Origin of the sequence: Erythrobacter westpacificensis (genome assembly GCF_039542285.1) — a bacterium.
GTDB lineage: Bacteria > Pseudomonadota > Alphaproteobacteria > Sphingomonadales > Sphingomonadaceae > Alteraurantiacibacter > Alteraurantiacibacter westpacificensis.
Genome location: NZ_BAABHV010000005.1, coordinates 129,851 through 150,149, shown reverse-complemented (window position 1 = coordinate 150,149; position 20,299 = coordinate 129,851). Strand labels below are relative to the sequence as shown.

The following is a 20,299-nucleotide window of genomic DNA, read 5'->3' as shown; positions in this document are numbered from 1 at the left end:
CGATGCCGGCAGTGGCAACGCCCCTTTTTCATGTCGTGCCGTTACTAGTCCGCGCCGACGTGCTCGTTCAGGAAGGCGAGATAGGCTTCCGAGGCGGTGATACGGTTGTCGCGGCGGGTGAACCCGTGTCCCTCGTCAGGGAACAGCACATATTCCACCGGCGCGCCATTGGCCCGCGCGGCTTCCACCAGCTCGTCGCTTTCCACCTGCAACACGCGTGGATCGTTGGCACCCTGCACCACCAGCATCGGCTTCACGATCCGGTCGGCATGGAACAGCGGCGAGATGGCGCGCAGCCGTTCGCTGTCCGTCGCCGGGTCGCCCAGTTCATCGAACAGCGCATCACGTTGCGGGCCCCACCAGGCGGGGATCGATTCCAGCGTGCGTAGCCAGTTGGTGACGCCGAAGATGTTGATGCCCGCATCGAACACTTCCGGATGGAACGCCAGCGCCGCCGCCGTCATGTATCCGCCGTAGGAACCGCCCATCACCGCGATGCGATCGTCGGCGATCCAGTCCATGCCCTGCAGGAAATCCTTGGAGGCGACCACGTCGCGCAGGTCGGCATCGCCATGCTTCAGGTCGTCCATGTGGTAGAACGTGGTGCCATAGCCCGACGAGCCGCGATTGTTGATCGCGTAGACCGCGTAGCCGTGGTTCACCAGGTGCTGGATGACGGGGTTGTAGCCCTGCCTGCTCTGCCCGCCCGGACCGCCGTGGACATAGACCACCGCAGGCGCGGGGTTTTGCGCATCGGCGCCTTTCGGGCGATAGAGGATGCCGGGAATTTCCACTCCGTCGTAGCTGACGAAGCGCGCCACGGTGGAGGTGACGAGATCGCTCTCGGCAATCGCGGGATTTAGCGCGCTGGTAAGGCGCGTCACCTGCTCGCTCGCGTGATCAAGCTGATAGATATCGGTAGGCGAGGTATCGGTGTTGGCGGCGAACGTCGCCATGCCTTCGTCGGGCGAGAAGCGGAAACCGCCCATGTTGGCAACCTCCATTCCGAGGTCGATCTCCTCGCCTTCCACCGTGTCGAACACGGTAACATCGGTCGCCCCGTCGCGGTTGAACGCGGTGACGCGGTAACGTCCCGAAGGCGAGTAATCGACGAAGGACACGTCCCACTCGTCCTCTGCCAGCAGCTCGCGCTCGCCGGTGGCGATGTCGTATGTCCACGCCTGGCGGAATTCGCCGAATTCGTTGGTGGTATAGACCAGGTTCGCGCTGTCAGGCGTGAACCCTTCCGCGCCGTGGGTCGCCTCGGCATCGCCCGGCGTGATGAGCACCGGCTCACCATCACCTTGCAGGTCCACCAGGTACAGGTCCGAATCGGTGTTCGTTTCTTCCTTGGTCACCACCAGCCAGCGCCCGTCGGGCGATACGCTGCCGAGCCAGTAGCCTCCCGGATTCCGGAACACGAGTTCGCGTGAATAATCGCCCGCGTCGAACAGGTAGAGGTCGGACGACGAGGCATCGCGCTCGTTCGTCTCGACGTAGAAGGCAGAGCCGTCAGCGGTCCAGCCGCTGAACCCGGCGCGGGTTTCCTCGCCCGGGGTCAGGTCGCGTATCGTGCCGTCTTCCTCGCGCACGAAGAGATGGTTGATCTCGTTACCGCCGCTGTTGGCGGTGAACAGGATGCGCCCGTCGCCCGGAAATGCGCTGACGGCGTTGTAGGCATCGCTTTGCGACGCGGTCAGCTGCATGCGCTCCCCGCCGTTCAGCGGCTGCCAGTAGGCGTTGCGCACGCCGCTTTCGTCACTGGTGATCAGCACAGCACTGCCATCGGGAGAGAAAGCATGGCCCTGCCCCGAAACGGTGCCGAAAGTGGTGGAGGTGTAGAACTCCTCCGCCGAATATGTCCGAGACGGTGCCTCGGCCTCGGTATCCTGCGCGGTCGCGGGCGCGGTGGCCAGCGGGAAGGAAATGGCAAGGGCGCTGGCCGACAGCAGCAGGCGAATTGTTCCAGTCATATCAGGTGCCTTCCGTGAATCTGTGCGCGGGTCATCGCACAGAACCGGCCCGCGGCAAAGCGGACTTGAACGCTAGCGAAGGACCGAAAAATCCAGCACCGTGAAGCGCGCGGGGGCCGTTGCGTAAACGCCGTGCCCGCGCCCGCCCTGCGTGCCAAGGGTAAAGCCGATGCGTGCCGCATCCCTCAAGGCAGCGGCGAACTCGCGGGGCGAGTTTTTGCGGTCTGATCCCATTACCGAGATCCAGTTCTCGTCGAACATGATCGTCACCTCGTGCTCGCCGGGGCGCAGGGGCACCACGCGGCTGTCGGGCGAATACCAGCGGTGATAGCGGGTGCGGCCATCGGCGCGCCAGTCGTCACCTGCGCGCTGGATATAGAGCGAGAGCAGCGGCTGCCGGTCGGGGTATTCCTGCGAGACAAAGCGCGCGCCGGGCCGCGCATCGATGCGATAGCGCAGGCGAATGCCGCGCGCACGGTCAAGCGGGCCGCTGGCGCGCGTCAGGTAATGCACGTGGCCGTCGCGGCGGCGCGGACCGGGGAAATCGAAATACCAGCCTTCATGGCTCGCAAGCGGATGCGGCGGCATGTTGACCGAGTAGTTGCGGCCCCGGATTTGCGGACCGATCTCCCACTCGCGCACCCAGCCATCGCCGCGCGCCATTGCCGCCGAGGGGGCGGCAAGCAGGGCACCGAACGCAGGGCCGGAGAGGAGGAAGGTGCGACGTTTCATGCCAGGAGATTAGCCAGCCGTGGCTGACAAGATGCTGAATTCACCCGCGGCGCGCCGTTCAGGCTTTCCCCGCGCGGCGCGCCGCCCCTGCTTCCCGGGACAGGATTACAGCTCCAGCCCGAATCCCAGGCCAAACGACGTTTCGGCGAGGTAGACGTCCGCCTCTCCGCCTCCGTAGTTCACCGGGATCGAGCCGCTGCCTTCCACCGTGTTTCTCGGCGCGCGCATGGCAAAGCCGGTGATCTCGATGCGGTCGCTCGCCTGCCAGGTCGCGCCCACCGTGAAATGGTCCTGCACCACGCCCGGGGCGAGGATGTTGAGGAAGGTTTCGGACTGCGGCACGGGGTTCTCCGAACGGCCATAGCCGGCGCGCACGGTGAAACGGTCACTGACGTCGTAATCCGCGCCCACCTTGAACACGGTCACATCGTCCCAGCCGAAGCCGGGCCCGTCTGTCGCGCCGAACGGCACGCCGGAGAACAAGGGGGCCAGCGGGTTGCCCACCGAACCCACGTCGGAATACTCGATGCGCTTCACATCGGCGGCAAGGCTCAGGCGGTCGGTCGGGTGCAAGGCAATGCCCGCGCCGTAGGACGTAGGCACGTCGAACCCGCCCTGGTCGGCGAACAGTCCGGCATACTTGTCGAATTCGTCTGCCCAGATGGTCGACTGGTAGAACGCGCCGATCGAGACGACATCGTTCAGCTCGCCATAATAGCCGACCCGGAAGCCAGCACCGAAAGAGGCGTCGGTGCCGCGATCGGTGAAGTTGGCGGGATCGCTGGATGCGGCGGTGAAGGGCTGGATGCCGCTGGCGCGGAAGCCCTGCACCAGCCCGATGGCGGAAACGCCGACGGAATGCCCCTCAGCGAATTCATAGGCCAGCGTGGGGCTGATGAAGACCTGCTTCAGGTCCACGCCCGCGTCCCCCTGCGCGCCGAAACTGGCGAAGGGATTGGTCTCGTAATCGGTGTTCATCCCGCCATTGCCGTTGATCGTCAGGGCAAAGGTCAGGTCGTTGCTCAGCGGGCGGACGTAGGCGAATTCCGGCAGGACGAACGGGTTCGAACCATTGCCGTCATAGCTGCCGTTCAGGCCCGCGCCATTGCCGGAGATATCGGCTCCCCGGTCGGGCACGAAGATCTCCACGCCAAGGTCGAGGCGCGATTCCATCCCGGCGATGCTGGCGGGGTTGTTGACCGCGGCCATGCCATCCTGCGGATAGGCGATGCCCGCGCCGCCCATGCCCTTGCCCTTGGCCCCCACGCCGTTGAGGAAATAGCCGTCGGTCGCCTGCGCGGGATTGCTGGCGAGAGTGGCGATGAGAGCGGCGCTGGCGAGCGCGGCAATGCGCATGGGGGAAGTGGGCATGGAACGACCTTCTGTTAATATGCGAAGTGGCTTTGGCGATGCGGGTGCACCGAGCCTTGGAGCCGCGCAGATGGGTCCTCCTCTCGCGCCGCAAAACGCAAGGTTTCTAGTGGGCCGTCAATTTTAACTTTAGGCCGGTTCCCACAGCTCCAAGGGGTTTCCATCAAGGTCTTGAATACGAGCGAAATTGCCCACGCCCTCCATGCCTTCGCGGTGCGAAATCGCCACTCCAGCAGTCTCCAGGCGGGTGAGCAGCGCCTCCAGCCCTTCCACGCGCAGGTTCAGCATCACCTGCCGCTCCGCCTGCCAGTAATCGCTGTCTGCTGCAAAGCCTGCGAACACCGTCGGCCCGGACTGCTGCATCCACACCCATTCGCCATCGGGCGTAGGCTGGCCGCTCTCGGTCGCCGCGATGCCCAGGTGGTCGCGGTACCATGCCGCCAGCGCCGCCGGATCGGGTGAGCGAATGAACAGCCCGCCAATCCCCAGAACCTTGCCGTCTGCCATGCAACCCTCCTTGCCTCGCCCGCGCCGCTGCGCCACGATTGCCCCCATGGGCAGGGAGGATACCACAGCATGAACGCCAAGGGCATCGGCTTCTGGCTGGGGCCGGCGTTGTTCGCACTCACCGTGCTGCTGCCCGCGCCCGAGGGCATGGCCGCAGAGGCGTGGCGTGTGGCGGGCCTGGTATGCTGGATGGCAACATGGTGGATGACGCAGGCCGTCCCGCTGACCGTCACCGGACTGCTGCCGTTCGTGGTGCTGCCTTTCAGCGGTGGGGGCACGGCGGGCGAAGTGGCGGGCGACTATTACTCGCCGATCATCTTCCTGCTGCTGGGCGGCGCGTTCCTTGCTCTCGCCATCGAACGCACCGGGCTGCACAAGCGGCTGGCGACGTTCATCCTCGACCGGATCGGCGGGCGCGGGGGGACATTCGGGCTGCTGCTCGGTTTCATGATCGCCGCCGCGATCCTTTCGAACATTATCTCCAACACCTCCACCACGCTGATCATGATGCCGATGGCGCTGGCGGTGCTCGCGGGCGGCAAGGTCGTTCAGGATGCGGCCTCAAGTAGCGAAGCGATAGGCCAGCAAAAAGGCGGCGTGGTGCCGCAGGACGGCATTTACGGCGCGTTGCCCATGGGCCTTGCCTTCGCCGCCAGCGTGGGCGGGCTCGGCACGATCATCGGATCGCCCACCAATGCCATCGGCGTTGCCCTGCTGCGGGATATATCGGGGATCGAGATAACCTTCGCCATGTGGGCCTCCTTCGGCGTGCCCATCGTGCTGCTGGGCATTCCCATCGCCGCGTGGATCATCGCGCGGGTGCAGGAAGTTTCGCGCCACCCCTTCGACATGCAGGCCGCGCGAGAAGCCATCGATCCGCACGGGCCGTGGACGCAGGCGGAGCGGCGGCTGGTGCCGGTCATCGCCATCACCTTCGTCGCGTGGATGCTGCGCGGCTGGGTCGCGCCCTACTTCCCGGAAGGCTCGCTGACGGACGGCACGGTGGCCATCGCCGCCAGCTTCGCGCTGTTCGTGCTGCCCGACGGTACGGGCCGCCGCCTGCTGGAATGGCACGAGGCGAACAGCGCGCCGTGGGACGTGCTGCTGATGTTCGGCGGCGGGCTGGCCCTGGCCGGCGGCATGATGCGCACCGGCCTTGCGGACTGGCTGGGGGAGGCGCTGCTGTTCCTCTCGGACGTGCCCATGATCGTCGTCGCGCTGGCGCTGGTGGCGATGGTGGTGCTGATTACCGAGTTCGCCAGCAACGTCGCGACCGCCAGCGGCATCATGCCCGTCGTCGCCGCGCTTGCCGTGGCGCTGGGCGGCGATCCGTTGCTGCTGGCCATGCCCGTGGCGCTGGCGGCAAGCTGGGGCTTCATCCTTCCTGCGGGCACCGGCCCCAATGCCATCGCCTGGGCGACGGGCCGCATTGCTCTCCCCCGGCTGGTGAAAGCGGGGTTCGCCCTGGACATGGCAGGCATATTTCTGATCGTGGGGGTGGTTTTCGCGCTGGCGCCGCTCGTCACCTGACTGCCCTTGCGCATCCCTCCGCGCGAATATAATTGCACATGAAACCGGATTTTCGGGAGAAGCGTTCCTGCGGAGGTTAGGAACGGGTGGCCCGGAACCGTTTACCCTGCCCCTGCCTTCCTAGGGGTAAGAGCAGGAAGGAGCCTCACCATGGCCGACCCGAACGATACCAACAGCAACGACCCGCTGGGCGCCGTCGACACGCCCACCCCGCGCCGCAAGCCGAAGCCCGAAGTCACTCGCATCGACGGACAGAAGCTGAAGCCTTCCACCCTGATGATGGGCCACGGTTACGATCCGGCGCTGTCCGAAGGTTCGCTGAAGGCACCGATCTTCCTCACCAGCACCTTCGCGTTCGAAAGCGCCTCTGCCGGCAAGCGGCACTTCGAAGGCATTACCGGCAAGCGCGAAGGCGGTGCGGAGGGCCTCGTCTATTCGCGCTTCAACGGGCCGAACCAGGAAATCCTCGAAGATCGCCTCGCCATCTGGGACGATGCGGAAGATGCGCTGTGCTTCTCCAGCGGGATGACCGCGATTGCCGTGCTGATCCTCGCCGCCTGCAATGCAGGCGACGTGATCGTCCACTCCGGCCCGCTCTATGCCGCATCCGAGGGCTTTGTTGCCAAGGTGATGGCGAAGTACGGCGTCACCTATATTGCCTTCCCCGCTGGCGCGAGCCCGGAGAAGCTGGACGAAGTGATGCGCGAGGCGAAGGCCAAGGCGGAGCAGCAGGGCGGCGAAGTGCCGCTGATCTACCTCGAAAGCCCCGGCAACCCCACCAATGCACTGGTCGACATCGAGGCGGTGAAGGAAGCGCGTGACGCGCATTTCGATCCGGAACGCTGCCCCATCGCCATCGACAACACCTTCCTCGGCCCGCTGTGGCAGCGCCCGCTGGAGCACGGCGCGGACCTGGTGGTCTATTCGCTCACCAAGTATGTCGGCGGCCATTCGGACCTCGTGGCCGGAAGCGTGGCGGGCGGCAAGAAATGGATCGACGCCATCCGTGCCCTGCGCAACACGATGGGCGGCATCGCCGATCCCAACACCGCCTGGATGCTGCTGCGCAGCCTCGAAACCGTCGAACTGCGGATGCAGCGCGCAGGAGAGAACGCGGCCAAGGTTTGCGCCATGCTGAAGAACCATCCCAAGGTCGAAGGCCTGGGCTATCTCGGCATGATCGAGGACGAGCGGCAGCAGGACATCTACGACCGGCACTGCCTCGGCGCAGGCTCCACTTTCTCCGTCTTCATCAAGGGCGGCGAGGCGGAGTGCTTCCGGTTCCTCGATGCGCTGAAAGTGGCGAAGCTGGCCGTCAGCCTTGGCGGTACCGAGACGCTGGCCAGCCATCCGGCCAGCATGACGCACCTCTCCGTGCCCGAAGGCCGTCGCACCGAACTGGGCATTTCCGACAACCTCGTGCGCATTTCCATCGGTATCGAGGATGCGGACGACCTGGTCGCCGATTTCGAGCAGGCGCTGGAAGCGGTGTAATCCTTGCCAGAGGCGGCTTGCCCCCCAAGGCATTGGACAGCTAAGGGAAAGGTCGAGCCGCCTAGGGCGGGAAACCATTTCGGAACGGACGGGAAAACACGTGCTTCGCAAATATGCCCTCTTCGTCGGCGTCGCCGCTCTTGGCGCCCTGGTCACCTCTTGCGGAGGTGACGATACCGGCACACCGACGCCCTCGCCGACTGCCACCGGAACGGCCACCCCGACACCGACGCCCACGCCGACCCCGATCGTCGACTTCGACCTGCAGGGCGATTTTGCGACCGAAAGCACGAACGCGAACTATGCCTTCGCCTATTTCACCCCCGATGCAGGCGGGACCGAGACGTTCAGCGGCGCATCGCGCCTGAACGGCCTTGCCACCATCAGCCTCGCGCTCGCGCCCGAGCAGGTGCAGTTCGGCTTCCCCGACCTTGACGATCCCGTGTCGTTCGGCGCCACCGAATTGACGGACGCTTCCGCCACCGTGCGCTCCTACGCGCGTGGGGACGAGAAGCTGGTCCTGGAACTGCCTTTCGAACACGTGCTGCGGGTCAGCTACGAATCGCAGGTCGACTTCACGCGCGACACCACCGACGGCGTCCTGCGCGGCGAACGAACGGCGCTGTTCTTCAACCCTGTCACCACGGATGAGGATATTGCTGCGGACCTCGATTACTCCGGCAGTGTCGAGGTGGTCGGCGGCGATCCGACCGTGACCCCTTCGGGCGCAATCTCGGCCCAGGACGTCACCTTCACCATTTCCGAAGCCGATAGCAGCATCAACGGCACGATCGAGATTTACCGCGACAACAACGGAACGCCCGAGCTGGTTGCCAAGCTGGTGTTCGAGCGGACGACGAACTCCTCCGGCACCGTGACCGGCGGCGTGCTGAATTCCAACGGCACTTTCTCCGGCATCCTTACCGACGAGGCCAACCAGTTCGCCGGTACTTTTGCGGGCGCGCTGAGTGGCCCCGACCGGGAAGAAATCTTCATCCTGTTCTCCGTTTCCGGCACCACCGATGCCGATGACGACGGCGATGTGGACGAGGACGACGATCGCCGTTTCGTCGGCAGCTTCATCGGCAAGCGCTGAGGAACGAACGTCGACGGGCGGCTTGCGGCCCGTCCGATATTGCGGTTAGCTGCCCGGCAAACGAGTTCGGGGAGGAACCGCGTGATCCATAGACTTTCCATCGCATTTGCAATGGCTCTGCTTCCTGCGCCGCTCATGGCGCAGGAGGCTGACCTTTCGCTGCCCGCGCGCGAGCTGGCACGGCTGGCCGGGGCCGAGGTGGCCGAAGAAGGCTGGCAGGTGCCGCGCACGCCGTGGGGCGATCCCGATCTCACGGGCATCTGGCCGCTGGACGTGGTAGGCCGCACGTCGACCGAACGCTCTCCTGAATTCGGCACCCGCGCCTATTACACCGACGAAGAATATGCCGCCGCCCTCGCCCGGAGCGAGGAAATCGCCGCTGGCTACGAGCAGGAAGACGCGAACGACGAGATCGGCAGCGGCCACTGGTTCGAATGGGGCACGCCGCTGAAACAGGTCTCCCTCATCATGGCACCCGCCAACGGACGCCTGCCCCCGCTGACCGAGGAAGGCGAGGCGATGAGCGCCGCCATGCGATCGAGCTGGAACGTGACGCAGTTCGACAGGCTGTCCGATTTCAACTCGCTGGACCGGTGCCTGTCGCGCGGACTGCCCAGCTCGATGACGCCGTTCCCCTACAACAACGGCGTGCGCGTGTTCCAGTCGCCCGGCTACGTGGTGATCCAGCTGGAAATGATCCACGAAACCCGCATCGTTCCCATTCGCGGGGAGCCGGGGCCGGATGAGATCCGCCAGTTCCTCGGCACCTCCGTGGGCCATTGGGAAGGCGACACGCTGGTGATCGAGACGACCAACCTCACGGGCGAGACACCCATGAACATCGTCGGTCCCGGCAACAAGCCCATCCCCACCAGCGACCGCCAGACCATGACCGAGCGGCTGACGATGGTGGGGCCGGACACGATCTTCTACGAGGCCGAAGTACGCGACCCCGTGGTTCTTACAGCGCCCTACACACTCGCTTTCCCGTGGACGCGTGACGACAGTTACGAGATGTACGAATACGGCTGCCACGAAGGCAACACCACAATCCGCGGCTACATCACCAGCACCAGCCCCCGCTTCGTGGGAGAGGACGCGCCGCCCGTTGATGATCCGGCACAGTGGGTGAACGATACGGTGGAGCGGTAGTCATGGACCTTCGCCTGCCAGCCTTTCTCTGCGCCATTCTCGTACTTGCCGCCCCGGCGAAAGCGCAGGACGATGCCCTCGTCATGACCCCTTCCGGCCCCTGGGTCGCCGAATTCGCGGATCATTCTTGTGCGCTGATGCGCAATTTTGAACAGGGCGACCATTCGGCGATGCTCGAACTCAGACAATTCCTGCCGGGACGTCTGTTCGAGATTACAGCGGCAAGCCCGACCCTGGAACGGCGTGACCGCAAACTGCGAACTGCCGTCCTTCCGGATGATGAAACGGAAGCTCCCCGCACCTATCGAAGGGTGGACGGCGACGACAATTGGGAAGGCTTCATTTACACTGACACGATCGATCGCAATGGCGAGAGTCCGCCTGTCCCCGGCTCGCCACAGGCCATTGCTCGTGATGCTGCGATTACGGGAGTTTCGATCCAGAACGGTTTCTCATCGGATATCGTTTTCGAGACCGGACCTCTCGATGAAGCGATGCGGATCATGCGCCATTGCACGGACGATCTCGTTTCGGCTTGGGGCCTGGATCCACAGCAGCAGCGTAATCTCTCACGGCAAGTGGATCTCGGAAGCAAGGTATCGTGGTTCAGACAGTTTCTACAGATCTCGCAGAGGATTGAGCGTGAATACGGTATCGATAATCTGAAGCTGCTGCTGCTCGTTGACGAGGATGGAAACGTTACTCGGTGCAGGGCAACCAACCTTCCCGACGACGTGGCCGCAGAAAACGCAGCGTGCGAGCATGTGTTGAAATCGGCAGATTTACAGCCCGCTCTCGATGCAAACGGACACGCCGTCGCATCCTATTATCTCTTGTGGGGCTACGTCGTCTCTTGACCTACCCCTTCCACTCGCGCCGCTCCTCGGCGGCTTTCAGCACTTCGTAGGCCAGTTGCAGCTTCTGGAATTCCTCGGCCGCTTCCTTGTCGCCGGGCTTCACGTCAGGGTGCACTTTCTTCGCCCGCGCGCGCCATTCGCGTTTGATAGCCTGGAAATCGGCATCGGCTTCCAGTTCCAGCACTTCGAGCGCGCGCATCTCGTCGGCGCTGCGCGATCCGTCGCCGCTGCCGCTCCATCCGTAGTGCTGGCTCTCGGCATAGCCCGCGCTTTCCGCCTGTTCGGCCTTGGCGCGCTCTGCCGCCTCTTCCTTGTCCAGACCCTGAAAGTAGTCCCACCCCTTGTTGTATTCCGCCGCGTGCTTCTCGCAGAAGTACCACCGGTCGGGGCTGTTGGGGGATTTGGGCGCGGGGCAATCGCCGGGCTGGTCGCAGCCGTGGCGGTCGCAGATGCGCACCTCCACCGCCTCACGGCCCTCGTCATAGCCACGCCAGCGGGGGAAGCCCCAGTCGTTGGAACGCCGTGAACGGGCCATCAGGAAAAGGTGATCGCAAGCAACATCCCGGCCCATATAGGGCGCAAAGCCCGACAAGTGAACCGAGCCCTTTGCGGGTAATCAGGATGGGAACGATTCAGCCGGTTGATACATTTTGGTGCAATTGCTGCATTGCAATATAGCCCGTCCGGCCGATATACCGTTCGGACAAAGTCAACCAGAGCCACGATTCGAGATCACCGCATGAGCAGGCAGCTCGCCATTTCCATTGTCTTTTCCGTCATGACCATGGCGGCATTCGCGCTGTTCGCCAGCCCTTCGACGGGCCCTGGCATCGGCGGCGAGGCGGCAATGCAAACGGGCGCGGCAGCCCATGCCACCGCGCCCGCTCTTGGCCAGGTGTTCCCGGCCCTGCCTTCCCTGATCGGCTAGCTTACCGTTCGATCATCACCGTGACGGCGCGGCGGTTGCGGGCCCATGCCTGCTCGTTCGAGGCCGTGGCAACGGGGCGTTCCTCACCATAGCTGACCGTGCGCAGGCGGCTTTCCGGCACGCCCAGGCTGACGAGGTAGTTCTTCGCCGCATTGGCGCGGCGCTCACCCAGTGCGAGGTTGTAATCGCGCGTACCGCGTTCGTCGGCGTGGCCTTCCACGGTGGCGCGGGCGCCGGTGTACTGGAGCAGGTATTCGGCCTGGCGGCGCAGGGCGGTCATGTCCTCGTTATCGATGTTGTAGCGATCGGTATCGAAGTAGATCGTGTCGGCCCCTGCCATCGCGCTGGAGAAGTGCGACTGCGAGCCGGGCTGCGGCGCAGTGGAGGTAGGGGTGGGCGTCGGCGTGGGCTGCGTTACAGTATCCTGCGGCGCATCGGGCGTGACGACGGGCGGTTCCTTCTTGCAGGCACCGAGTGCCAGCGCGCTGGAAAGAGTGACGGCGATAATCAGGCGATTCATTTTCTGGCTCTCCTTGAACCGTAGTGAAAACGGGTTTGTTGTTTTTGCGACCCCGCTGGGGAACTAACGCACTTACGGCAGAACCGGTCCCCAAGCCGGGTCTGACGCCCCTACCGGCGTACGCAGCCGGCGCTCGTTCTCGCCGGTCAGGTCCACCTGCCAGATCGACGTGTCGCCGGAATTACGCTCGGTGCGGAAGAACTGGATGATGCGGCCGTTCGGAGCCCATGTCGGGCCCTCGTCCTGCCACCCGTTGGTCAGGGTGCGCATGTTGCGACCCTGCGGGTTCATCACCGCGATATGGAAATCGCCCACGATGTGGGTGAAAGCGATCTGGTCGCCGCGCGGGCTCCACTCCGGGCTGGCACAGCGCCCGCCGAAGAAGCTGATCCGGCGCTGGTTCGAACCGTCGGAGTTCATCACGTAGCACTGCTGCGCGCCCGACTGATCGCTTTCGAACACGATCTGGCTGCCGTCGGGCGAGTAGGAGCCGCCCACCTCGATCGCCGGGCCGGACGTCAGGCGCTGCGGCGTGCCGCCACCTGCTGCGGAAACACGGTAGATATCCGTGTTGCCGCCCACGGCCATCGAATAGAGGATATAGCGGCCATCCGGGCTCCAACGCGGGGCGAAGGTCGGATTGGCGCTCTGCGTCACCAGCGTCTGCCGCCCGCTGCCGATGTCGTACACGTAAATCCGCGGATTGCCGTCGACGTAGGACAAGTAGGCAATCTTGGAATAGTCCGGCGAGTAGCGCGGCGTGAGCGCGGTGGACTGGCCGTTGGTGATGAAGCGGTGGTTCGCCCCGTCGCTGTCCATGATCGCAAGGCGTTTGATGCGGTTATCCTTGGGGCCGGTTTCCGCGATATAGGCGATGCGGCTGTCGAAGAACGGATCCTCGCCCGAAAGGCGCGAATAGACGAGGTCGGCACACTTGTGCGCGGCACGGCGCCACTCGCTGGGGTTCACCACCCAGCCTTCGCGCACCAGCTCGCTCTGCAGGGCAACGTCGTAGAGGTAGCAGCCGACCGTCAGGCGCCCGTCGTCGTTGGCACGGACATAGCCGTGCACCAGCATCTCCGCGCTGCGGCCGCGCCAGGTGTTCCAGGCGGGATCGGTGATTTCGGGATAGCTCGGGCGCGGCAGGGCATCGGGGCCGACCGGGCGGAACAGGCCGTTGAAGCGCAGGTCCGAATAGACAACGCGCGCCAGTTCAAGGCCGAGCGCGGCCGTCCCTTGCGAATTCGCAGGCGTGGAGACGTCGCGATTGGTGGCGAAGCTGGCGATGGCGATTCCGAGATCCTGCCAGGCATCGGCCGTTACCGTGACGGAAATTCCCTCGCCGTCACCGTCGCCCTCCACCGTCGTTTCCTCCACATCCTGCACGCCGATGCTGGCCGGGTCGAGGTCGGTCATCAGGTCATCGTTCTGCGCGAGGGCAGGCGTGGCCGAGAGCGACAGGGCAACACCGGTCAGCGAGGCGAAGAGGGAAAATCGGATCATTGGGCTAGCCTATTATCGAAGTTGGACGTGATGACACGCCATCCGGAGTAATACTGTTCGGGCAAATCGAAGGGCGCTGCAAGACGCACGGCGCGCACCGCCTGTTCCTGGTGACGGCGAACCTGCGCGCGGTTGGCATCGGTCTGCCCGGTGGTGCGCAAGACCTCCGGCGCACCGGCAAGCGTGCCGTCGCGGTTCAGGCGGAAGCGTACCACTGTCACCAGCGATTCTACTTCCACGCCCGATGGCGGCTGCCAGTGCGGGCGCAGGGCGCGGATAATGGCCTGGGCGATGGATGCTTGCTGTGCCGGGCCGACGGTCTGGGCGGGTGAGCCGCTGTCGCCGCTTGCATCACTAGTGCCTTGCAGGAAATCGTCATTGAGGCGGCTGCCCTGTGCGCGCTGGCTGGCCGTTGCCCGCGGCGTTGGCGCAGGGGTCGGGCGCGTTTCGGCGCGGCGCGTTTGCTGCGGCGTGGGCGTGGGTGCAGGCGTGCTCCGGGCCGTCGGCCGCGGGGGCGTGGTGACGGGTCGCTCGATCACCTCGGGCGCAGGAGCCTCGACCATTTCCTGCGCTTCCTGCGGCATATCGGCCATTTCGGGAGCCATTGCTGCAGCAGGCTCCGCGCTGGGATCGGGCGCGGTGCTTTCCAGGCTGACTTCGGTTGCCAGGCTCACGTCGATGCGCTCGGTCGGTACGAACGGCGGCGGGTCGCGCGTGGCGTGGACGGCCAGCGCCACGGCCAGCGCCGCATGCGCGACGACTGCGGCCCCCAGACCGATGCGTTCTTCGCGGGAAAGATCGGCGAACATGGCCATCAGCAGGTCAGGCTATGGCGCGTCGGCTGAACTGGTGGTGACCAGCGAAATGGAGTTGAAACCTGCGCGGTTCAGCTCTCCCATCACCGCCATCACCCGGCCATAGTCGAGGCCCGTGTCGGCGCGCAGCGCGATCAGCGGCTTCTCCGCCCCGGCAGGCCCGGAAATGGCATCGAGTGCCTGCTCCAGCGCGCCGGCTTCCACCAGCACGTCGTCGATGTAGATGAAGCCTTCGCGGTCGAGTGCGATGGTCACCTGCTCCGGGTCCTGGTCCATCGGGTTGGCGCGGCTTTCGGGCAGTTCCACGGGCACGCCGCTGGCCAGCAGGGGAGCGGTGACCATGAAGATGATGAGCAGCACCAGCATCACGTCAACGAAGGGCGTGACGTTGATTTCCGCCATCGGCGCGCGGCGGCTGGAGCGGCCCCTGCGGCTGGAGGACATGACGCCCATGCCCATCGGCTAGCCCTCCATCTCGCGGCTGACCTGCGCGTGGACGCGGTCGGCAAAGCGTTGAAGGCGCGCCTCGAACCCGTTCACGGTGTTCGACAGGCGGTTGTAGGCGATCACCGCCGGAATGGCCGCGAACAGGCCGATGGCGGTGGCGAACAGCGCCTCCGCAATGCCCGGCGCCACCACGGCGAGCGACGAGTTCTGCTGCAATCCGATCTGGAAGAAGCTGTTCATGATGCCCCAGACGGTGCCGAACAGGCCCACGAAGGGTGCGACCGAGCCCGTGGTGGCGAGGAAATTCAGCCGGTTCGCCTGTCGGTCCGCCTCATGCGCGACCTGCCCTTCCAGCGCCTGCGCAACGCGCCCGCGCGCGGCGACCGGGTCTTTCAGGCCGGACTTGTGGCTGCGGCGAAACTCGGCGATCCCGGCGGCGGCGACGCGGGCCGAAGGATTATCCTTGCGGCGGCGCGCGTCCAGCACGCTGTCGACATCCTCGTGCGTCCAGAAATCCTCCTCGAACGCATCGCAATTGCGGCGCGTGCGGCCCATCCGCATCGAAAAGCCGATGATGATGGTCCAGGTCCAGATCGAGGCGAGGATAAGCCCCACGATCACCAGCTGCACCACGATATCGGCCTGCAGGAACAGCTCGATCGGATCGAGACGGGTGGGAGCGGATACGGCAAGCATGTCCAGCACGGTCATTGGTCGTCTTTCGTGACAAATTGTTCGAATGCGCGGCGCCATTCTTCAGGCTGGCGGCGCGGTCTGCCCTCGTGCGTAACGAATGCGGCAACGATGTCTACCTGGGCCAGAAGTTCCTCCCCGCGCATCACCCTCTGCTCCATACGCGCGCTGGCGGCGCGCAGTTCCACCGCGCGGGTCTCCACGATCAATTCATCGTCCAGCTTGGCCGGGCGACGCCATTTGATCTGCGCTTCGGATACCGCGTAGACGCCCTCGCCCGCCTCGAACGCCTCGCGCTGGTTGATGCCCAGCACGCGCAGCAGATCGCTGCGTGCGCGCTCGCACCACTTCAGGTAATTGGCGTGATAGGCGATGCCTGACAGGTCGGTATCCTCGAAAAACACCCGCACCGGGTAGTAGTGCGTTGCCCCTTCGATTGTGCCGGAGGGTGGCTGCAATTGTCTCTCCTTAGATGAACGGTGGCTTACAGCCTGCCCGGGCCCGAAAATTTAGCACTTGGCGACGAAACGAGTCGCGCCTGCGACCTGTCGAGCGCCCCCTGTAGAGACAGCCCTATCGCGCCAGCATGGGGCCGAGCGGCCCGCCGCCGAACAGGTGCACGTGCAAGTGCGGTACTTCCTGCCCGCCGTTGCGGCCCACGTTGCCGAGCAGGCGATAGCCGCGAACGACCAATCCCTGCTCGCGCGCCACGTGCCCCACGGCACGCACGAAACCCGCGATTTCGTCTGCCGGTGCCTTGGCGGAGAAATCGTCCCAGCTCACATATTCGCCCTTGGGGATGACAAGGATGTGCACGTCCGCCTGAGGGTTGATGTCATGAAAGGCCAGCGACCATTCATCCTCGTAGACCTTGTTACAGGGAATCTCGCCGCGCAGGATCTTGGCGAAGATGTTTTCGGGATCGTAGGGCTTGGTCGGGTCGACGCTCATTGCTCGGTCTTCCTTGCTGCCTTTTCTTCGAGGCCCGAGGTGCCCTCGCGCCGGTCCAGTTCGGCCAGCACATCGGCGAGGGGGATATCCTTCGCGCCCAGCAACACCATGAGGTGAAAAACGAGATCGGCGGCCTCGCCGGTCAGTTCCTTGTCGGAGCCGCTGAGCGCCGCGATTACGGTCTCGGTGGCTTCCTCGCCCACCTTCTCGCATATCTTGGGCAGCCCCCTGGCATTCAGCTTCGCCACATAGCTGCTGTCCGGCGAGGCGGCGCGCCGCTGCGCGATCGCGGCTTCGAGGCGTGAGAGTGTATCCATCGACTCCGGCAATGGGCGAAAGGCGTGGTTCGGGTCAAGCAGAGAGGTGGACTGGGGTGCTTGTTACAGAAGGGGCCTCAGCCGCGCGCGGGCAGGCCCGCATCGCGCAGGGCCTTGTGCGCCTTGGCAATGGTATGGGTGCCAAAATGGAAGATGCTGGCCGCCAGAACGGCGCTGGCATGGCCTTTGGTCACGCCTTCCACCAGGTGGTCGAGCGTCCCCACGCCGCCGCTGGCGACCACGGGCACCGAAACGGCATCGGCAATCGCCCGCGTGAGTTCGAGATCGTAACCCTTCTGCGTACCGTCGCCGTCCATACTGGTGACGAGCAATTCGCCCGCGCCAAGTTCCGCCAGCTTCACTGCGTGCTCGACAGCGTCGATCCCGGTCTCCCGCCTGCCGCCGTGGGTAAAGATTTCCCAGCGGGGACTTCCGTCGGAACTGGGCTCTACCCTGCGGGCATCGACAGAAGCGACAGCGCACTGGCTGCCCATGCGATCGGCGATATCGGCCATGATTTCGGGGCGACGCACGGCGGCGGAATTGACCGCAACCTTGTCCGCGCCTGCGAGCAGGAGCGCACGTGCGTCATCCACGCTGGAGACGCCGCCGCCCACGGTCAACGGCATGAAGCACACTTCGGCGGTGCGCTTGACGATATCGAGCAGGGTGCCGCGCCCTTCGTGGCTGGCGGAGATATCGAGGAAGCACAGTTCGTCCGCGCCTGCCGCATCATAAGCCTGCGCCTGCTCAACCGGATCACCGGCATCCTTCAGGTCGACGAAGTTCACACCCTTCACCACGCGGCCATCGGCCACGTCGAGGCAGGGAATTACGCGGATACGGACTGTCATTGTCGGGTCGCCTGTTCGATATCGAGCATCATTTGAGGTTCTTCGCTCGCGACTTCCAGCACTTCTTCGTCCTGCTGAGTCTGGACCTGGGCCTGCCCGAACAGCCAGAACATGAGGAAGGCCAAGTTGAAATAGAGCACCAGCGCCATCCAGTAGCGGTTCGGATCGTCCTTTTTCGTCAGCCGCAGGCGGCCAAGGCCGGTAACGCCGCGGCGCCAGTCGATAATGGCCGTGGCCAGCATGGCAAGACACGCGACAAGGGCGACGTCGGCCATGCTCATCGGGTGGCGACCGCCACGGCTGACTGGTGATCGGTCAAGAGGTAGGCAACCGTCGTGGCGATGGCCGCGACTATGGCATGCTGGACAGGGGCCTCATCCCACTTCATCCCGCGTCCCAGCAGGATGAGTGCTCCGTAGACGACGGTAAAGACCACCAGCCCGATCAATGCCACCTGCGTGCCGCCGAAAACATACCGTACGGCTGAAGATACGGCCGCGCCGCCGATGCCGGGCAGGAAATAGGGATTGATGTCCGGACTCACCGGTTCGCCATGGCTATCGCCGTCGCCAGGTCCAGCCGCCCCTCGTAAAGCGCGCGGCCCGTGATGACGCCTTCGATCCCTTCGTCCGCGTGGAGCGAGAGGACGTGAATGTCGTCCAGCCCCTTCACCCCGCCGCTGGCGATCACGGGGATATCCACGCTGCGGGCCAGTTCCACCGTCGCATCGACATTGCAGCCCTTCAGCATGCCATCGCGCCCGATATCGGTGAACAGCAGGCTGGCAACGCCCGCGTCCTCGAACCGGCGGGCGAGGTCGACCACCGGCACGTTGGAGACTTCGGCCCAGCCTTCGGTCGCCACCATACCGTCACGCGCATCGACGGCGACGACGATGCCGTTCTCCCATTCGCGTGCCATATCCTTGACGAAGTCGGGGTCCTTCAAGGCAGCCGAACCCATCACCACGCGCGCCACGCCGAGGTTGAACCAGCCCTCCACGGCCTTGGCATCGCGGATACCGCCGCCAAGCTGCACGTAGCCGGGAAACGCCTCGACAATGGCTTCCACCGCCTCGCGGTTCTCGGCCCTGCCCGCGAAACTGCCGTCGAGGTCGACCACGTGGAGATGCTCGGCGCCCGCCTCGGCAAAGATCATGGCCTGGGCTGCCGGGTTGTCGCCGTAAACGGTGGCGCGGTCCATGTCGCCCTCGGCAAGGCGGACAACTTCGCCGCCTTTCAGGTCGATGGCGGGAAAAACGATCATACGGGCTTCCAATCGAGAAAACGGCGCATCAGGTCGATACCGAAGGTCTGGCTCTTTTCCGGGTGGAATTGCACGCCGACGATATTGTTGCGCGCGACGGCAGCCACGATGCCGCCGCCGTGATCGGTCATCGCGGCAACGTCCAGCCCGTCTTCAGGCACGAAATGGTAGGAGTGGAGGAAATAAGCCTCACCCTCTTCCAGCAATTCGTGGTCGCCGTGATGCGGGGTGAGGCCAACATCGTTCCAGCCCATGTGCGGCACGCGGATGGCAGGATCGGTGCGCTCAATCATCTGCACCTCGCCCGGAATCCAGCCAAGGCCGGGGCATTCGCCGTGCTCCAGCCCGCGATCGGCGAGGAGTTGCATCCCGACGCATATGCCGAGGAAGGGCTTGCGGTCCCCCAAGACGCGGTCTTCCAGCGCATCGACCATGCCGGGGATGCCGGTGAGTCCTTCATAACAGGCGCGAAAGCTGCCAACGCCCGGCAGCACGATCCGGCGCGCGCCGCGCACCAGCTTCGGATCGTCGGTGACGGCAACATGCTCGGCCCCGGCGGCTTTCAGCGCGTTGTAGACCGAGTGAAGGTTGCCCGCGCCATAATCGATTAGCGCAATGGCCTCAGCCACCGAGCTGCCCCTTGGTCGAAGGCACCGCCCCGCCCTTGCGCGCGTCGAGTTCGACCGCCTGCCGCATGGCGCGGGCGAAACCCTTGTAGAGCGCCTCGCAGATGTGATGGTTGTTGCTGCCGTAAAGCACCTGGCAATGCAGCGTCAGGCCGGCGGACTGGGCGACGGAGTGGAACCAGTGCTCGATCAGCTCGGTATCCCATTCGCCAAGTTTTTCCTGCGTGAAACGTGCTTTCCAGACGAGGTAAGGACGACCCGAAATGTCCACCACGACGCGGGCCATGGTTTCGTCCATCGGCGAGTGTGCCTCGCCGTACCGACCGATCCCGGCCTTGTCGCCCAGCGCATCGGACAGCGCCTGGCCCAGCGCAATGGCGCTGTCCTCGGTCGTATGGTGCTGGTCCACGTGCAGGTCGCCGTCGACTTTCAGCGTCACGTCGATCAGCGAGTGGCGGCTGAATTGCTCCACCATGTGATCGAGAAAGCCGATGCCTGTGGAAATGTCGTATTGTCCCGTCCCGTCGAGATTCACCTCGACGAGAATGTCGGTTTCCTTGGTTTTACGCTCTGTTCGCCCTGTACGCATGGGGGTGAGCCTATAGGCCGATGCAACGCGCACGCAAGCGCATTGGCAGGCATGATCGCCCGATTCCGGCTTGATTTT

General features: G+C 64.7%; 25 protein-coding genes. 6 read left to right on the top strand and 19 right to left on the bottom strand.

From position 1 onward, the window contains the following. Positions 1–44 precede the first annotated feature (44 nt). From ABFX23_RS03240 to ABFX23_RS03225, 4 genes are all read right to left on the bottom strand, one after another. Positions 45–1,973, bottom strand: a complete 1,929-nt coding sequence (locus ABFX23_RS03240; protein ID WP_346031689.1) for a S9 family peptidase — start codon at positions 1,971–1,973, stop codon at positions 45–47. Positions 1,974–2,045: 72 nt separating this feature from the next. Further along, positions 2,046–2,705 (bottom strand): hypothetical protein, encoded by a 660-nt coding sequence (locus ABFX23_RS03235; RefSeq protein ID WP_346031688.1) that lies wholly within the window; start codon positions 2,703–2,705, stop codon positions 2,046–2,048. Between the two features lie 105 nt (positions 2,706–2,810). Further along, positions 2,811–4,076, bottom strand: a complete 1,266-nt coding sequence (locus ABFX23_RS03230) for an OmpP1/FadL family transporter (RefSeq protein WP_346031687.1) — start codon at positions 4,074–4,076, stop codon at positions 2,811–2,813. 129 nt (positions 4,077–4,205) lie between these two features. Next, positions 4,206–4,583: a VOC family protein gene (locus tag ABFX23_RS03225; protein WP_346031686.1), complete on the bottom strand. Its 378-nt coding sequence runs from the start codon at positions 4,581–4,583 to the stop codon at positions 4,206–4,208. 69 nt (positions 4,584–4,652) lie between these two features. Between ABFX23_RS03225 and ABFX23_RS03220 the strand changes: the two genes are divergently transcribed. From ABFX23_RS03220 to ABFX23_RS03200, 5 genes are all read left to right on the top strand, one after another. Beyond that, complete coding sequence (locus ABFX23_RS03220) at positions 4,653–6,113, top strand: SLC13 family permease (RefSeq protein WP_346031685.1); 1,461 nt, start codon at positions 4,653–4,655, stop codon at positions 6,111–6,113. 150 nt (positions 6,114–6,263) lie between these two features. Beyond that, positions 6,264–7,607, top strand: coding sequence for a cystathionine gamma-synthase family protein (locus ABFX23_RS03215; RefSeq protein ID WP_346031684.1), 1,344 nt, complete (start codon positions 6,264–6,266; stop codon positions 7,605–7,607). A gap of 100 nt (positions 7,608–7,707) precedes the next feature. Further along, positions 7,708–8,703: a hypothetical protein gene (locus ABFX23_RS03210; protein WP_346031683.1), complete on the top strand. Its 996-nt coding sequence runs from the start codon at positions 7,708–7,710 to the stop codon at positions 8,701–8,703. 81 nt (positions 8,704–8,784) lie between these two features. Next, positions 8,785–9,855: a hypothetical protein gene (locus tag ABFX23_RS03205; protein WP_346031682.1), complete on the top strand. Its 1,071-nt coding sequence runs from the start codon at positions 8,785–8,787 to the stop codon at positions 9,853–9,855. A gap of 2 nt (positions 9,856–9,857) precedes the next feature. Then, entirely contained in the window at positions 9,858–10,712 is an 855-nt protein-coding gene (locus tag ABFX23_RS03200; RefSeq protein ID WP_346031681.1) for a hypothetical protein, read from the top strand. Between the two features lies 1 nt (position 10,713). Here ABFX23_RS03200 and ABFX23_RS03195 read toward each other — a convergent pair whose 3' ends face one another. Continuing rightward, positions 10,714–11,247 carry a J domain-containing protein gene (locus ABFX23_RS03195; protein WP_120077975.1) on the bottom strand — a complete coding sequence of 178 codons (534 nt, stop codon included), beginning with the start codon at positions 11,245–11,247 and terminating at the stop codon, positions 10,714–10,716. A gap of 204 nt (positions 11,248–11,451) precedes the next feature. Here ABFX23_RS03195 and ABFX23_RS03190 point away from each other — a divergent pair, with 204 nt between their 5' ends. Next, positions 11,452–11,640, top strand: coding sequence for a hypothetical protein (locus ABFX23_RS03190; RefSeq protein ID WP_346031680.1), 189 nt, complete (start codon positions 11,452–11,454; stop codon positions 11,638–11,640). A 1-nt stretch (position 11,641) separates the two neighbouring features. Here ABFX23_RS03190 and pal read toward each other — a convergent pair whose 3' ends face one another. From pal to hisB, 14 genes are all read right to left on the bottom strand, one after another. Beyond that, positions 11,642–12,160 carry a peptidoglycan-associated lipoprotein Pal gene (pal, locus tag ABFX23_RS03185; RefSeq protein ID WP_346031679.1) on the bottom strand — a complete coding sequence of 173 codons (519 nt, stop codon included), beginning with the start codon at positions 12,158–12,160 and terminating at the stop codon, positions 11,642–11,644. A gap of 72 nt (positions 12,161–12,232) precedes the next feature. Beyond that, entirely contained in the window at positions 12,233–13,663 is a 1,431-nt protein-coding gene (gene tolB / locus ABFX23_RS03180) for a Tol-Pal system beta propeller repeat protein TolB (RefSeq protein ID WP_346031678.1), read from the bottom strand. Beyond that, positions 13,660–14,478 carry a TonB C-terminal domain-containing protein gene (locus ABFX23_RS03175; RefSeq protein WP_346031677.1) on the bottom strand — a complete coding sequence of 273 codons (819 nt, stop codon included), beginning with the start codon at positions 14,476–14,478 and terminating at the stop codon, positions 13,660–13,662. Before ABFX23_RS03175 ends, tolB begins: the two co-directional genes overlap by 4 nt. A gap of 12 nt (positions 14,479–14,490) precedes the next feature. Next, the gene (locus tag ABFX23_RS03170; protein WP_120077798.1) at positions 14,491–14,937 is read right to left on the bottom strand and encodes an ExbD/TolR family protein; all 447 of its coding nucleotides are present in this window, start codon (positions 14,935–14,937) and stop codon (positions 14,491–14,493) included. A 3-nt stretch (positions 14,938–14,940) separates the two neighbouring features. Further along, entirely contained in the window at positions 14,941–15,636 is a 696-nt protein-coding gene (gene tolQ, locus ABFX23_RS03165; RefSeq protein ID WP_346031676.1) for a protein TolQ, read from the bottom strand. Beyond that, positions 15,633–16,076 (bottom strand): YbgC/FadM family acyl-CoA thioesterase, encoded by a 444-nt coding sequence (locus tag ABFX23_RS03160; RefSeq protein WP_346031675.1) that lies wholly within the window; start codon positions 16,074–16,076, stop codon positions 15,633–15,635. The genes tolQ and ABFX23_RS03160 overlap by 4 nt, the downstream gene beginning before the upstream one ends. Before the next feature lie 115 nt (positions 16,077–16,191). Further along, positions 16,192–16,569: a histidine triad nucleotide-binding protein gene (locus tag ABFX23_RS03155; protein WP_346031674.1), complete on the bottom strand. Its 378-nt coding sequence runs from the start codon at positions 16,567–16,569 to the stop codon at positions 16,192–16,194. Continuing rightward, positions 16,566–16,886: a phosphoribosyl-ATP diphosphatase gene (locus ABFX23_RS03150; RefSeq protein ID WP_346031673.1), complete on the bottom strand. Its 321-nt coding sequence runs from the start codon at positions 16,884–16,886 to the stop codon at positions 16,566–16,568. The genes ABFX23_RS03155 and ABFX23_RS03150 overlap by 4 nt, the downstream gene beginning before the upstream one ends. A 77-nt stretch (positions 16,887–16,963) precedes the next feature. Continuing rightward, entirely contained in the window at positions 16,964–17,740 is a 777-nt protein-coding gene (hisF, locus tag ABFX23_RS03145) for an imidazole glycerol phosphate synthase subunit HisF (RefSeq protein ID WP_346031672.1), read from the bottom strand. Then, positions 17,737–18,021, bottom strand: a complete 285-nt coding sequence (locus ABFX23_RS03140) for a hypothetical protein (RefSeq protein WP_346031671.1) — start codon at positions 18,019–18,021, stop codon at positions 17,737–17,739. The genes hisF and ABFX23_RS03140 overlap by 4 nt, the downstream gene beginning before the upstream one ends. After that, positions 18,018–18,284, bottom strand: coding sequence for a hypothetical protein (locus tag ABFX23_RS03135; protein WP_346031670.1), 267 nt, complete (start codon positions 18,282–18,284; stop codon positions 18,018–18,020). Before ABFX23_RS03135 ends, ABFX23_RS03140 begins: the two co-directional genes overlap by 4 nt. Further along, a complete protein-coding gene (hisA, locus tag ABFX23_RS03130) occupies positions 18,281–19,006 on the bottom strand; it encodes a 1-(5-phosphoribosyl)-5-[(5-phosphoribosylamino)methylideneamino]imidazole-4-carboxamide isomerase (RefSeq protein WP_346031669.1) in 726 nt (241 codons plus the stop codon). The genes ABFX23_RS03135 and hisA overlap by 4 nt, the downstream gene beginning before the upstream one ends. Next, entirely contained in the window at positions 19,003–19,635 is a 633-nt protein-coding gene (hisH, locus tag ABFX23_RS03125; RefSeq protein WP_346031668.1) for an imidazole glycerol phosphate synthase subunit HisH, read from the bottom strand. Before hisH ends, hisA begins: the two co-directional genes overlap by 4 nt. Then, positions 19,628–20,221, bottom strand: coding sequence for an imidazoleglycerol-phosphate dehydratase HisB (gene hisB, locus ABFX23_RS03120; protein ID WP_120077787.1), 594 nt, complete (start codon positions 20,219–20,221; stop codon positions 19,628–19,630). Before hisB ends, hisH begins: the two co-directional genes overlap by 8 nt. Between the last annotated feature and the right edge of the window lie 78 nt (positions 20,222–20,299).